Here is a 13,128-nt window from a genome sequence, read left to right on the forward strand (position 1 = left end):
GTGGCGATGCCGATCACCGTCCCCGAGACCAACCAGGGGCTGCTGTCCGCGGGCACCCTGGCGGCCACGACCGCCGTCGACGGCACGCTCACCCAGCAGCTCGACGCCGCCGAGGACCACAACGTCGCGGTCGCCATCGACCCGCGGATCATCGCCTCCATCCGCATCCTCGGCGAGAACGCGCCGTCCTCGGCGATCGCGTGGCTGAGCCGGCTCGAGTCGCTCCGCAACGAGACCTTCGCCCTGCCGTACGCCGACGCCGACGTCACCGGGCTCCGGCAGGCGGGGTCGGACGGGATCCTCGCACCGATCTCCCTCGACCAGGAGATCAAGGAGCAGAACTTCCCCGGGGCGTCCACACCGACCCCGACCCCGACGGCGGACGCCACGAGCCCGACGGCCGACCCGTCCGCGACGAGCACGCCGAGCGACGAGCCCACGGCCGACCCCGGCACCGACGACGGGACACCGGCGACGCTGCCCACGACCGCGTCGCTGCTCGACTTCCCGTACTCGATGGACGGCATCGCGTGGCCGTCCGACGGCACCGTCGCCGCGGCGGACCTGCCGGCACTGGCCAAGGCCGGCTCCACGACCACGATCGTGTCGAGCGGCAACACCTCCGCCGGCGCCGACACGACCATCGCCGCCTCCGAGCGGATCGGCAGCGAGCACGTCCTGGTGTCCGACCAGACGATGTCCGCCCTCCTCCGGACCGCCGCCACCGCGTCGAACCAGCAGGAGTGGTCGACGGCGATGTCGGAGCTCACCGCGACGCTCGCGACCTCGGCGCGGGCGGGGACGGCCGAGGCGCCGATCCTGCTGACCCTCGGGCGCGACTGGCCGACGAACTCCACGCGACTCAGCCAGGCCCTCGACGCGCTCGAGGACACCGCCTGGGTCGCGCCGGCGGACCTGTCCACGACGGCCTCCGCCACCGCCGGGTCCCTCACGCTCGCGGCCGGGACGAACGGCGACGCCCGCACCGACCAGCTGGACCGCCTGGTCGACGGCGAGCAGGACCTCGCCGGGTTCGCGTCCGCGCTCGACACCCCGACCGACCTGACCGCACCGGCACGGCTCCGACTGCTCGCCCTGGCGTCGAACGCCTGGCGGGACGACGCATCCGGCCTCGCGACCGCGATCGACGCCCAGCTCGCGAACTGGGCGGGGAAGACCGCGCAGATCAGCATCCCGGACTCGAGCAGCCTGACCCTGCTCGGTGACCGGTCGTCGCTCCCGATCTCGATCCGGAACCGCTCCGACTACCCGGTCACGGTGCTGCTGTCCGTGCAGCCGTCGAACTCGGCGTTGCGGATCGTGCGGAACGACATCGAGGTCAAGATCCAGCCAGACTCCTCGACCCGGACCACCGTGCCGGTCCAGTCGGTCGCGAACGGCAAGGTGAACCTGACCCTGTCGCTCACGAGCCCGACCGGCGTGAAGATCGCCACCCCCGCCACGGTCGAGCTGAACGTCCAGGCCCAGTGGGAGACGGTCATCACCGCAGCCGCGGCGGTGGCCCTCGTCGCGATCTTCGGGTTCGGCATCGTCCGGAGCATCCGGAAGCGCCGTCGTCGCCGGAACGGCGACGTGGACGCTGACGACGACGAGGATCCGAACCGTCCGCTCGAGGTCCAGCCGGTGGTCGGTGGCGAGGCCCTGCCGACCGCGTCGTCGCGAGACGGACGTGCACCGTTCCTCCAGTCCGACACCGCGGTGCGCGACGCACCGTCAGCCGACCCCGAGGAGCCGATCATCAGCACCACCCAGCCCCAGCCCGCGGTCGACGCCGAGCCGGTGGCCGAGCGCAGTCTCGGCCGCGCGAGCGCGATGCTCGCGGCTGGAACCATGCTGTCGCGCGTCCTCGGCTTCGCGAAGACCTTCGTCCTCGCCTTCGCGATCGGCAACACCGGGTCCGACGCGGCGAACGCCTTCGGCATCTCGAACCAGCTGCCGAACAACATCTACGCGCTCATCGCGGGCGGCCTGCTCTCGGCCGTCCTGATCCCGCAGATCGTCCGATCGATGAAGCAGCACACGGACGGCGGGGTGGCCTACGTCAACAAGATCGTGACGCTCGGCGGGTCGGTGTTCGTCGTGATCACGATCGTCGCGACGCTCCTCGCACCGTTCCTCGTGTGGGTCTACAGCCAGCAGGCGTCTGGAGACAGCAAGGGCTTCACGCCCGCGCAGACGGACCTCGCCGTCGCCTTCGCGTTCTGGTGCCTGCCGCAGATCCTCTTCTACGCGATGTACTCGCTCCTCGGCGAGGTCCTGAACGCCAAGCAGGTGTTCGGACCCTTCACCTGGGCGCCGCTCATCAACAACGTCATCGCGATCGCGGGCCTGATCGTCTTCATCGCGCTGTTCGGCGGACGCGACGTCAACTCCTCGACCGAGGGATGGACGGCCGTCAAGATCGCCGTCCTCGCCGGCAGCGCGTCGCTCGGCGTGTTCGCGCAGGCCGCGTTCCTGCCGTTCTTCTGGCGGCGTGCCGGACTGACCTTCCGACCGGACTTCCGCTGGCGCGGGGTGGGGCTCCGCTCCACCGGGACGGCCGCCGGGTGGCTCTTCGCGATGATCCTCGTGACGCAGCTCGCCGGCATCGTGCAGTCGCGCGTGGCATCGCTCGCCGGTGGTGCCGGCATCGCCACCCTCGGCACGACGTGGCTGCTGTTCATGCTCCCGCACTCGATCATCGCGGTCTCGATCGCGACGGCGTACTTCACGCGCATGAGCCACGACGCCGAGCGCGGCGACCTGGCAGCGGTGCGCCGGAACCTCTCGCTCTCGCTGCGGATCGTCGGCCTGTTCACCGTGTTCGCGAGCGTCGCGCTCATCGTCCTCGCGATGCCCTTCGCTCGGATCTGGGAGAACCGGTTCGACCACACGCAGGCGATGGCCCAGGTCCTGTGGGCCTACATGCCGGGTCTCGTGCTGTTCAGCATGCTCTTCATCATCCAGCGGGTGTTCTGGGCCCTGCACGACCACCGCACGCCGTTCCTGATGCAGTGCGTACAGTCCGTGCTGTTCGTCATCGGGGCCCTCGCCGTCGCGACCTTCCCGGGCAACGTGATCGGTGTCTCGATCGCGGTGTGCACGACCGTCGCCGGGACCGTGCAGACGATCATCGCGCTCGTGCTCGTCCGGAAGCGCCTGGACGGCATCGAGGGGCCGATCGTGACCCGGTCGCACGTCCAGTTCGTCATCGCCGGCCTCATCGCCGGTGTCGTGGGGCTCGTCGTCGTGAACTTCTTCGGCGGCTTCTCGGCCGACGGGTTCGCGATGTCCGACGTCTCCGGCGCACTCATCACGATCGCCCTCACCGGCGCCGTGATGGTGGCCGTGTACTTCGGCGGGCTCGTCGTCGCGAAGAACGGCGAGATCCGCGGCGCGGTCGACATCCTGCGCAAGCGCCTCGGTCGCTGACGTCTTCCCGGGTGGCACGGAATGCCACGCCGGTAGCATTGGTTGACCCGGTCAGACAACTACGGAAGGGCAGCGAGGCATGCGCCAGCTCATCATCATCGGTTCCGGCCCGGCCGGGTTCACCGCCGGCATCTACGCTGCACGCGCGGAGCTCAAGCCCCTGATCGTCGCCTCGAGCGTCGAGACCGGCGGCGAGCTCACGAAGACGACCGAGGTCGAGAACTTCCCGGGCTTCCCCGAGGGGATCCAGGGCCCGGACCTCATGATCAAGATGCAGGAACAGGCCGAGAAGTTCGGCGCCGAGGTCCTGTACGACGACGCCGTGTCGGTCGACCTCACGGGCGACGTGAAGAAGGTCACCGTCGGCTCCGGGACGACGTACGAGGCCCTCGCGGTCATCTACGCGACCGGTTCGGCGTACCGCCACCTCGGCCTCGCCGACGAAGAGCGCCTGTCCGGTCACGGCGTCAGCTGGTGCGCGACCTGCGACGGCTTCTTCTTCCGCCAGAAGAACATCGCCGTCGTCGGCGGAGGCGACTCCGCGATGGAAGAGGCGACGTTCCTCACCCGCTTCGCCGACAAGGTCACGGTCATCCACCGCAAGGACACCCTGCGCGCGTCGAAGATCATGCAGGACCGCGCGATGAACGACCCGAAGATCGAGTTCGCCTGGAACAAGGAGGTCACCGGCATCACGGGTGACTCCGCGGTGACCGGCGTCACGCTGCGCGACACGGTGGACGGTACCGAGAGCGAACTGGCCCTCGACGGCCTCTTCATCGCGATCGGCAACGACCCGCGCACGCACCTCATCCACGGCCAGATCGACATCGCCCCCGAGGGCACGATCGCGGTCCAGGGTCGCTCGTCGAAGACGAACCTGCCCGGTGTGTTCGCGGCCGGCGACGTCATCGACCCCACCTACCGCCAGGCCATCACCGCGGCTGGTTCGGGCACGGTCGCCGCGCTCGACGCCGAGAAGTACCTCGCCGAGCTCGACGACGCCCTGACCGACCCGGCCGAGGGCGTCACCCCGGAGTCGCCCGTCACGGTCGACGTCGAGGCCGCACGCGCCTGACCCCGGAATACCGCAGCGCCTCGGGCGTTGCACCCACTGATCGACTTCTCGAAGGAGCACACATGTCCAACGCCAAGGCAGTCACCGACGCCACCTTCTCGGACGAGGTCCTCAAGTCCGACAAGACGATCCTCGTCGACTTCTGGGCCGAGTGGTGCGGCCCGTGTCGCGCGGTCTCGCCGATCCTCGACCAGATCGCCGAGGAGCACGCCGGCAAGATCGAGATCGTGAAGCTCAACGTGGACGACAACCCCCAGTCGGCCATGAACTACCAGATCACCTCGATCCCCGCGATGAAGGTCTTCAAGGGCGGCGAGGTCGTCAAGACCGTCATCGGCGCGAAGCCGAAGCCGGCGCTCGAGGCCGACCTCGCGGAGTTCCTCGCGTAGTCGTCTGACCCACCGCGAACGGCCCTGCACCCCACCGGGTGCGGGGCCGTTCTGGCGTTCCGGGCCACTGCTTCAGGATCGGCCCCGTCGCGGGGCCCGGGTTCCCGGGGTCGATGTCGTAGTGTGGCGGGAATGTGAGTGGCGGGCTCGTCCCGCTGGAACGGAGCCAAGATGACGAACGGCAACAGCCTCGACCCCTGGTACGACTCCTACGCCCAGCGCACCGCCGGGCTGAGCGCCTCCGAGGTCCGAGCCCTGTTCGCCGTCGCCTCCCGCCCCGAGGTGGTCTCGCTGGCCGGCGGCATGCCGTACGTCTCCGCGCTGCCGAGAGAGCTCGTCACGGGCTCCCTGGACCGTGTGATGGCCGAGGACGCCGCCATGGCGCTGCAGTACGGCGGCGGGCAGGGGCTGCGGTCGCTGCGCGAGCACATCGTCGACGTGATGAGCCTCGAAGGTATTCGTGCCAGCGCCGAGGACGTCGTCGTGACCACGGGCTCGCAGCACGCGCTCGACCTCGTCACGCGGCTGTTCATCGACCCGGGTGACGTCGTGCTCGCCGAGTCGCCGTCCTACGTCGGTGCGATCGGCGTCTTCCGCTCGTACCAGGCCGAGACGGTGCACGTCACCACCGACGAGAACGGCCTCGTGCCGGAGGCGCTGCGCGAGGCGATCGCGAACCTCCGCACCCAGGGCAAGCGGATCAAGTTCCTCTACACGATCCCGAACTTCCACAACCCGGCCGGCGTCACCCTCAGCCGCGAGCGTCGCATCGAGATCCTCGACATCTGCCGGTCGAACAACATCCTCGTGCTCGAGGACAACCCGTACGGGCTCCTCTGGTTCGACGAGCCGGCGCCGCAGGCGATCCGCTCGATCGACGAAGAGGGCGTGGTGTACCTCGGCTCCTTCTCCAAGACCCTCGCACCGGGCTTCCGCGTCGGGTGGGCCCTCGCTCCGCACGCGATCCGCGAGAAGCTCGTCCTCGCCAACGAGTCGGCCGTCCTCGCCCCGAACTCCTTCGGGCAGTACGTGGTCAACGCGTACCTCGACGCCGCCGACTGGAAGGGCCAGGTGGACACGTTCCGCGGGCTCTACGCCGAACGTCGTGACGCGATGCTGTCGGCCCTGGGGGAGTTCCTGCCGGACCTCTCGTGGACGAAGCCGAACGGCGGGTTCTTCGTCTGGCTCACCCTGCCGGAATCGCTCGACTCGAAGGGCATGCTGCCGCGGGCGGTGAAGGAGCTCGTCGCCTACACCCCGGGGACGGCCTTCTACGCCGACGGCCGCGGCGGCGGACACATCCGTCTGTCGTTCTGCTACCCGACGCCGGAGCAGATCCGCGTCGGCGTGAAGCGCCTCGCCAACGTGGTGAACGACGAGCTGGAACTGATCGAGACCTTCGGGCCCGCGACGCGGCCGACCAGTGTCGTCCGGCCGACCTCCTCGGTGAGCGCTCCGCCGCCGAACATCTCCTGATCAGCACTTTTCCACGTTCCACCCGCAGTACCGGAGGTCCATCCGCATGGCCGAGCTCACCCGCCGTCACGTCGTCGTCGTCGCGGGAGGGATCTCGCACGAGCGTGACGTGTCCCTGCGCTCCGGCCGCCGCGTCGCGGACTCCCTCACCGGGTACGGCTGGCAGGTCGATCTGCGCGACGCCGATGCGTCGCTCCTCCCCACGTTGCGGGAGACCCGCCCGGACGTCGTCTGGCCGGCTCTGCACGGCGCTTCGGGTGAAGACGGTGCTCTGCGGGGCATCCTGGAGGCGCTCGACATCCCCTTCGTCGGCTCACGTTCGACGTCGGCCCGCCTGGCATGGGACAAGCCGACTGCGTCGGCACTGGTCGCCCGCGCGGGCGTCCGCACGCCGCGGTCCGTCACGCTGTCCCACGACGTCTTCCGGGAACTCGGTGCCGTCGGTGTGCTCGAGAGCATCGCCGGCGAGCATCCGGTGCCGCTCGCGGTGAAGCCCGCTCGGGGTGGCAGCGCGCAGGGCGTCACGCTCGTCGACGACGTCAACGACCTCCCGCGGGCCATGGTGACCGCGTACACCTACTGCGATGACGTCGTGGTCGAACAGCTCATCCGGGGGACCGAGGTCGCAGTCGGCATCATCGACACCGGCGACGGTCCCGTGGCACTCTCCGCCGTCGAGATCGTCCCGCGCAGTGGCATCTACGGATTCGAGGCTCGCTACAACGCCGGCGAGACGACGTTCTACACGCCGGCTCGACTGTCCGATGAGTACGCCGCCGCAGCCTCGTCCGCAGCGATCGCCGCCCACGAGGCCCTTGGCCTCCGCCACATCTCGCGTGTCGACCTGATCATCGACGCGGCCGGGACCCCTTGGTTCCTCGAGGCGAACGTGCTTCCGGGTCTCACCGAGACGTCCCTGGTTCCGCAGGCCCTCTCGGCATCCGGCTTCGATCTGGGATGGACGTATGCCGAGCTGGCCGAGCAGGCGATCCGCGACCACCGGGCGTAAGCCTCTGTCGCACCGAAGGATCGATGTTCCACGTGGAACATCCGCGGTGGTGCTTGCTGCAGCGGTCGGACTCTCGGTCATCGCCGGGGGAGAGGTCGTCCATGCTCGCGCTGCCCGTCGAGCGGCGATGCTCCCGCTGCCAGCACCGGGGTTGCGCCTCGTGGTGGTCGTCCTGGGGTTCGGGAACCGCGGGACCCGCATCAACATGGTCAACCGGTGGCGGGCCCGGATCGCCGTCCGAACGGCTCGTCGCGCTCGCGCGGCGGGGGCGTCGGTGAGGATCCTCTGCAGCGGGGGAGCGGTCCGAGGCCCCATCGCGGAGGCCGCGCTCCTCCGGAATCACATCACCGCTGCCCTCGGGTGGGATGGCGATGTGTCGGTCGAGGCCGACAGTACGTCGACCTGGGAGAATGTGCGGAACGCCGGGCCATGGATCGACGCTGCGGATCAGGTCGCATTCGCCTCGAACGGATTGCACGCCGAGAAGGCACGCACGTACTTCCGGCGCCAGTATCTGGACCGTGCTGCGGCGCTGGTGTCCGCCGAGGACCATCGGTTCGGGGAGATGACTCTCGTGAAGCCGATCTTCGCGGCCGTCGGGTTGTGGAAGCTCCGCGCAGTGTTCCACGTGGAACACCGCCGATAGGGTCTCGCGCAGAGCGTCCGTCTCCGCCTCCGTGCCACGCCACCAACGCAGCGGACACGCTCTGAACCTCGAATGATGCGCCGGCCCAGAGCAGACCTGTATTGCGCCCGCTCCAGTCTGAACGTCCAGACCACGGCGCCAGGCCAACATCGTCCTCCCAGGACCAAGCCAGCACATGCGCTGTCGGCATCGGCCGAGGACATCGCGCGCAGAGACCCCTCCGGAGACGGAAGGAAGCACTACGTCCTACGCTACGGGCATCCAGGGATCACCATGTCAGTCCGGGCGGTCCACTCGGTGCCCGAAACCAAGGGGGAACGTCGTTTGGTCGCGGTCGCACAGTCCATCTCGGTCCGCTCCACCCGCGCCGTCCGGCGATCAGCCGCCGCGTGCGTATCCAGCGATCCACTTCCGGGCAACATGGTCGATGCCCTGTCTCGGTTCACCCGCCCGGATCCGGGTCCACCGAGTGCCCGGATCTGGTTCCACCGATGTGGCCCGCCCGCGATGACCCTTGGTTCGAAGCAGCCGCACCCGTACTCGCACGCGCCAGCCACGAGCCCTCGTCGGCCATCCGGCCCTGCCAGTTACGCGTGACCCGACGACCGTCGTCGATGTTCCACGTGAAACGTCGGCGGTCACGCGCACGACGCGCTGACAGCAGAGGTGCTCCAGTCTTCCCGATCCGCGGCGCTGCAGCCCCGGAGCGGAGCCACACGCGGCCGTCTCCGCGAGGAACAGCATCCCACCCAGGCCGGACACCGCGAGTGCCGCAGGCTCCCGTCAAACAGCCGCACACGGCTTCCCAGAGCGAGTCAGCTCACCACCCGCGCCGTTGATGGTGCGGGATCAGCCTGCGACGTCCTCGATGCCGAGCTCAGCCAGGATCCGGTTCAGATCCTCACCGTTCGCGAAGTCGATCGTCACCGAGCTCTTGCGCGCGCCCACGGCGATCTTCACCCGCGTGTTCAGCCGGTCGCCCAGCCGATCGGCCAGGTCGTTGAAGTGCAGCTGCCGCTTGGACGGCTCGGCCTTCGGCTTCACCGGCGTCTTCGCGGACAGCTGCTGGGCGATCGACTCCGCCGCTCGCACCGACAGGTCCTCGTTCACGATCTTCTCGGCGAGGTACTCCATCGCCTCGGCATCGGGCGCTGCGAGGATGGCCCGCGCGTGGCCGGCCGAGAGGACACCGGCCGCCACACGGCGCTGAACGGGGGAGGGGAGCCGCAGCAGACGGATGGTGTTGGTGATCTGCGGCCGCGAGCGACCGATCCGCTGCGCGAGCTGCTCCTGGGTGATCCCGAAGTCCGCGAGGAGCTGCTGGTACGCCGATGCCTCCTCGAGCGGGTTGAGGTTCGCTCGGTGCAGGTTCTCCAGGAGCGCGTCGCGGAGCATCGCGTCGTCCGGAGTGTCCTTGACGATCGCCGGGATCGTGCTGAGCCCGAGCTCCTTGGTGGCCCGCAGTCGGCGCTCACCCATGATCAGCTCGTACTGCGGCTCCGTACCGGTCGCGCCGGCGATCGGACGCACGACGATGGGCTGCAGGACACCGATCTCACGGATCGAGTGCACCAGCTCCTGGAGCTCCTCCTCGCGGAACTCCTTACGCGGCTGGTGCGCGTTCGGCACAACGTCGAGCGGGTTCAGGTTGGCGAGACGCGCTCCGGGGACGGCGACGAGCTCCTCGGCGGTGGCCCCGTCCACGACCGGCGCGGACGCCGGAGACCCACCCGTCGGGAAGAAGACGTCGACGGGCCGGTCCTGCTGCTCGGACGTCGTGGGGATGAGGGCTCCGATACCCCGCCCGAGTCCAGTTCGCTTCGGTGCCATCAGTGCTGTGCTCCTCGTGCTGCGATCTCGGCTGCTGCTTCCAGGTAGGAGAGCGACCCGGTGGAGTTGACGTCGTACGCGACCACGCTCTGCCCGTAGCTCGGTGCCTCGCTCACGCGGACCGACCGGGGAATGACCGCCTGCAGCACTTGCTGCCCGAAGTGTTCCCGGACATCCGCCGCGACCTGGTTCGACAGGTTCGTGCGGCTGTCGTACATCGTCAGGAGGATCGTCGACACCGCGAGCTTCGGGTTGAGGTGCCGTTCGATGAGCTCGATGTTCCGCAGCAGCTGGCTCAGGCCCTCGAGTGCGTAGTACTCGCACTGGATCGGGATGAGCACCTCCCGCGCGGCGACGAAGGCATTGATCGTGAGCAGCCCGAGGGACGGCGGGCAGTCGATGAACACGTAGTGGTACGGCTCGTCGAGGGACTCGAGGTACTGGTCCAGCGCGGTGCGCAGGCGCTGCTCGCGAGCGACCAGCGAGACGAGTTCGATCTCGGCGCCGGCCAGGTGGATGGTCGCCGGCACGCACCAGAGCGTGTCCGACTCGGGGGAGCGCTGCACCGTGTCGGCGATCGGTGCCTCGTCGACGATCACGTCGTAGATGCTCGGGACCTCGGCCTGGTGGTTCACCCCGAGCGCCGTGGACGCGTTCCCCTGCGGATCGAGGTCGATCACGAGGACGCGGGCCCCTCCATGCGCCAGCGCGGCAGCGAGGTTGACCGTCGTCGTGGTCTTCCCGACGCCGCCCTTCTGGTTCGACACCGTGAACACCCGCGTCGTCGCCGGCAGCGGGAACTGCTGCTTCGCGATCGCCCGACGGCGACGGTTCAGGTCGGCGATCTCGCGAGCGAGCGGTGTCGACGCGTCGTAATCGGTCGATGAACTCAACGAGTGCCTCTTCCCCGGTTCAGTGTTTCACGTGGAACGCGGAGCCACTGGCGGCCGGTGGAACCGGCCCGAGCCGCAGCGTCAGTCAACTGTAGCCCGGAAGACGCGTGTGGTCTCCTCGACCACACCGACTCCGAGCTCGAGCACCTCGACATCGGTCAGACGCTTCCGGAGGATGACCTTGCGGGCCTTCTCCATCTCGTCCTCGACGCGGGCACCCTTCATGAGGATGAGCTGACCACCGGACCGGACCAGCGGGACCGTCAGTGGAATGAGCTTGGACAGTGCACTCACCGCGCGCGCGGTGACCTGGTCGACGACGATCTCGTCCGCGACGTCCTCGGCGCGAGCACGGACGACCTCCACGTTGTCGAGCCCGAGGCGTCCGGCTTCCGTCGTGAGCCAGTCCACCCGGCGCTCCATCGGCTCGATGAGCGTGAGGTGCACGTCCGGGCGAGCGATCGCCAGTACCAGGCCGGGGAGTCCCGCGCCGGAGCCGACGTCCGCAACCCGGCCCCGTTCCTCCAGGAGCGGCGCGAGGACCGCAGAATTGAGGATGTGTCGAGTCCAGAGGCGGGGTAGCTCGAGCGGGCCGATGAGGCCGAGCTCTTCGCCGCGTCGAGCGAGCTCACCGGTGAACGACCGGGCGAGGTCGATGCGGTCACCGAACAGGGTCGCCGCAGCCGCCGGCTCCGCCTCGAGCACGGGCGGTGCGGTGTCCGTCATCGGGTGACGACCGTGTGGCGGTCCCGACCCTCACCCTCGGACTCCGAGTGGAAGCCCTTCTCGGCGACGAGGTCGTGGACCAGCTTGCGCTCGTACGACGACATCGCGGGGAGCGCGGCCGAGCTCGACCCCGCCTCGATGCGCTCGATGGCGGTGTCGACGAGCCGCTGCAGCTCCGACGCACGAGCGTCACGCGAGCCTCCGACGTCCAGGATCAGACGGCTGAACTCACCGGTCTCGGCCTGCACCGCGATCCGGGTCAGCTCCTGCAGCGCCGACACCGTGTCCGGCTTCGACAGCACGCGGAGCGCGTCGCCCTCGTCCGTGACCGAGAGGTACACACGACCCGCGCGCTCCTCGATCTCGATGTCGCCGTCGAGGTCGCAGATGTCGAGGAGTTCCTCGATGTAGTCCGCCGCGATGTCGGCCTCGTCGCGGGCGTCGTCATCGACGGTCGCGGTGTCGACGGTGGTGTCCACGGCGGCCGCGGTGTCCTGCTCGGTCACTTACTTCTTCCCGTTCTTCTTGGCACGGTTCTTCCCGACCGGCTGCTGGCGCTGGGTCGTCACGCGGACGGCCTCGATCTCGGCGGCACCGGCACCCGCGCCGGCCTCGGCGAGGACGGGCGTGGCCGCACCGCGGCGCTGCGCCTTCTTCGCGAGGCGGGCCTCACGGGCGAGTGCTGCCTCGGAGCCGGGCGTCGGCATGCTGCGGATGACGAAGTACTGCTGCGCCATCGTCCAGACGTTCGAGGCGAGCCAGTAGAACATGACGCCGAGGGGGAACGACAGACCGGAGATGACGAACACCAGCGGGAGGATGTACAGCATCATCTTCTGCTGGCGGTACATCGGAGACTCCTTGGTCTCCGGGGACATGTTCTTCGCGACGAGCTGCAGCTGGGTGATGAACTGCGACGCGGTCATCACGACGATCATGAAGCCGGCGATGACCCGGACCTCCCAGCCGGAGGCGTTCGTGAACGTCTCGTGCAGGGGGGCACCGAAGAGCGATGCGTTGCCGAACGACGCGGCGAGGTCGTTCGTCAGCAGGCCGATGCCGGTCTTGTTGATCTGCGCCTCGTGCAGCACCGAGTACAGCGAGAAGAAGATCGGCATCTGGATGAGCAGCGGCAGGCAGGAGCTCAGCGGGTTCGTCCCGGTCTCCTTGTAGAGGGCCATGGTCTCGCGGCTCATTGCCTCACGCGAGAACTGGTCCTTCTTGCCCTTGTACTTCTCCTGGATCTTCTTCAGCTGCGGCGCCACCTCGAGCATGCGTCGCTGCGACTTGATCTGCCGCACGAAGATCGGGATGAGCGCGGCACGCACCACGAAGGTCAGGAAGATGATGGAGAGCACCCAGGTGATGCCCGCTCCGGGGTCCATGCCGATGCTCTCGAAGATCCAGTGGAAGCCCACGAGGATGGCCGAGACCACCCACTTGAGCGGCCAGAGGATCGTTCCGATGAATCCGAGGTCCATGGGGACTGTCACGCCTTTCGAGTGCGCTGGGAGAGCAGGACCGGGCGGGTGGGACCACCCGTGGGCTGCGGCTGCGGCTGGGTCGGTGCGAGCACGAACCCGAACCGGTTGACGTCGTAGGGGCGACGTCGTGCCCGGACGTCGTCGATGCCCCCGGCTGCCCAGGGG

Annotated in this window: 11 protein-coding genes; 6 read left to right on the forward strand and 5 right to left on the reverse strand. The window is 68.9% G+C overall.

Annotated features, from left to right (window positions below; translation table 11 throughout):
- The 6 genes from I5E_RS24530 to I5E_RS11360 all read left to right on the forward strand — a co-directional run.
- Positions 1–3,432: DUF6049 family protein (locus I5E_RS24530; protein ID WP_148286941.1), on the forward strand; the 3,432-nt coding region annotated here is incomplete at its 5' end.
- A gap of 79 nt (positions 3,433–3,511) precedes the next feature.
- Positions 3,512–4,510: a thioredoxin-disulfide reductase gene (gene trxB, locus I5E_RS11340; protein WP_022907091.1), complete on the forward strand. Its 999-nt coding sequence runs from the start codon at positions 3,512–3,514 to the stop codon at positions 4,508–4,510.
- 62 nt (positions 4,511–4,572) lie between these two features.
- Positions 4,573–4,899 carry a thioredoxin gene (gene trxA, locus I5E_RS11345; protein ID WP_017887828.1) on the forward strand — a complete coding sequence of 109 codons (327 nt, stop codon included), beginning with the start codon at positions 4,573–4,575 and terminating at the stop codon, positions 4,897–4,899.
- Between the two features lie 171 nt (positions 4,900–5,070).
- Positions 5,071–6,375 carry an aminotransferase-like domain-containing protein gene (locus I5E_RS11350; protein WP_031262278.1) on the forward strand — a complete coding sequence of 435 codons (1,305 nt, stop codon included), beginning with the start codon at positions 5,071–5,073 and terminating at the stop codon, positions 6,373–6,375.
- Positions 6,376–6,421: 46 nt separating this feature from the next.
- A complete protein-coding gene (locus tag I5E_RS11355; protein ID WP_022907093.1) occupies positions 6,422–7,384 on the forward strand; it encodes a D-alanine--D-alanine ligase family protein in 963 nt (320 codons plus the stop codon).
- Between the two features lie 127 nt (positions 7,385–7,511).
- The gene (locus I5E_RS11360; protein ID WP_261974920.1) at positions 7,512–8,030 is read left to right on the forward strand and encodes a YdcF family protein; all 519 of its coding nucleotides are present in this window, start codon (positions 7,512–7,514) and stop codon (positions 8,028–8,030) included.
- 849 nt (positions 8,031–8,879) lie between these two features.
- On the opposite strand, the gene I5E_RS11365 is transcribed toward I5E_RS11360, so the two are convergent.
- The 5 genes from I5E_RS11365 to yidC all read right to left on the reverse strand — a co-directional run bounded on the left by I5E_RS11365 (position 8,880) and on the right by yidC (position 12,960).
- Positions 8,880–9,860 carry a ParB/RepB/Spo0J family partition protein gene (locus I5E_RS11365; protein WP_022907095.1) on the reverse strand — a complete coding sequence of 327 codons (981 nt, stop codon included), beginning with the start codon at positions 9,858–9,860 and terminating at the stop codon, positions 8,880–8,882.
- Positions 9,860–10,753, reverse strand: a complete 894-nt coding sequence (locus I5E_RS11370; RefSeq protein WP_022907096.1) for a ParA family protein — start codon at positions 10,751–10,753, stop codon at positions 9,860–9,862. Before I5E_RS11370 ends, I5E_RS11365 begins: the two co-directional genes overlap by 1 nt.
- Before the next feature lie 81 nt (positions 10,754–10,834).
- A complete protein-coding gene (rsmG, locus tag I5E_RS11375; RefSeq protein WP_022907097.1) occupies positions 10,835–11,479 on the reverse strand; it encodes a 16S rRNA (guanine(527)-N(7))-methyltransferase RsmG in 645 nt (214 codons plus the stop codon).
- A complete protein-coding gene (locus tag I5E_RS11380) occupies positions 11,476–11,985 on the reverse strand; it encodes a Jag family protein (protein WP_022907098.1) in 510 nt (169 codons plus the stop codon). Before I5E_RS11380 ends, rsmG begins: the two co-directional genes overlap by 4 nt.
- Positions 11,986–12,960, reverse strand: a complete 975-nt coding sequence (gene yidC, locus I5E_RS11385; protein WP_022907099.1) for a membrane protein insertase YidC — start codon at positions 12,958–12,960, stop codon at positions 11,986–11,988. It abuts the gene before it with no gap.
- Positions 12,961–13,128: the final 168 nt, after the last annotated feature.

Source organism: Curtobacterium sp. B18 (genome assembly GCF_000333375.1).
Lineage (GTDB): Bacteria > Actinomycetota > Actinomycetes > Actinomycetales > Microbacteriaceae > Curtobacterium.

Bases quoted from the DNA above. Each gene is read 5' to 3' on its own strand.
- I5E_RS11350 (WP_031262278.1), top strand. From the start codon at position 5,071: ATGACGAACGGCAACAGCCTCGACCCCTGGTACGACTCCTACGCCCAG.
- I5E_RS11365 (WP_022907095.1), bottom strand. From the start codon at position 9,860: ATGGCACCGAAGCGAACTGGACTCGGGCGGGGTATCGGAGCCCTCATC.
- I5E_RS11355 (WP_022907093.1), top strand. From the start codon at position 6,422: ATGGCCGAGCTCACCCGCCGTCACGTCGTCGTCGTCGCGGGAGGGATC.
- yidC (WP_022907099.1), bottom strand. From the start codon at position 12,960: ATGGACCTCGGATTCATCGGAACGATCCTCTGGCCGCTCAAGTGGGTG.
- trxA (WP_017887828.1), top strand. From the start codon at position 4,573: ATGTCCAACGCCAAGGCAGTCACCGACGCCACCTTCTCGGACGAGGTC.
- I5E_RS11360 (WP_261974920.1), top strand. From the start codon at position 7,512: ATGCTCCCGCTGCCAGCACCGGGGTTGCGCCTCGTGGTGGTCGTCCTG.
- trxB (WP_022907091.1), top strand. From the start codon at position 3,512: ATGCGCCAGCTCATCATCATCGGTTCCGGCCCGGCCGGGTTCACCGCC.
- rsmG (WP_022907097.1), bottom strand. From the start codon at position 11,479: ATGACGGACACCGCACCGCCCGTGCTCGAGGCGGAGCCGGCGGCTGCG.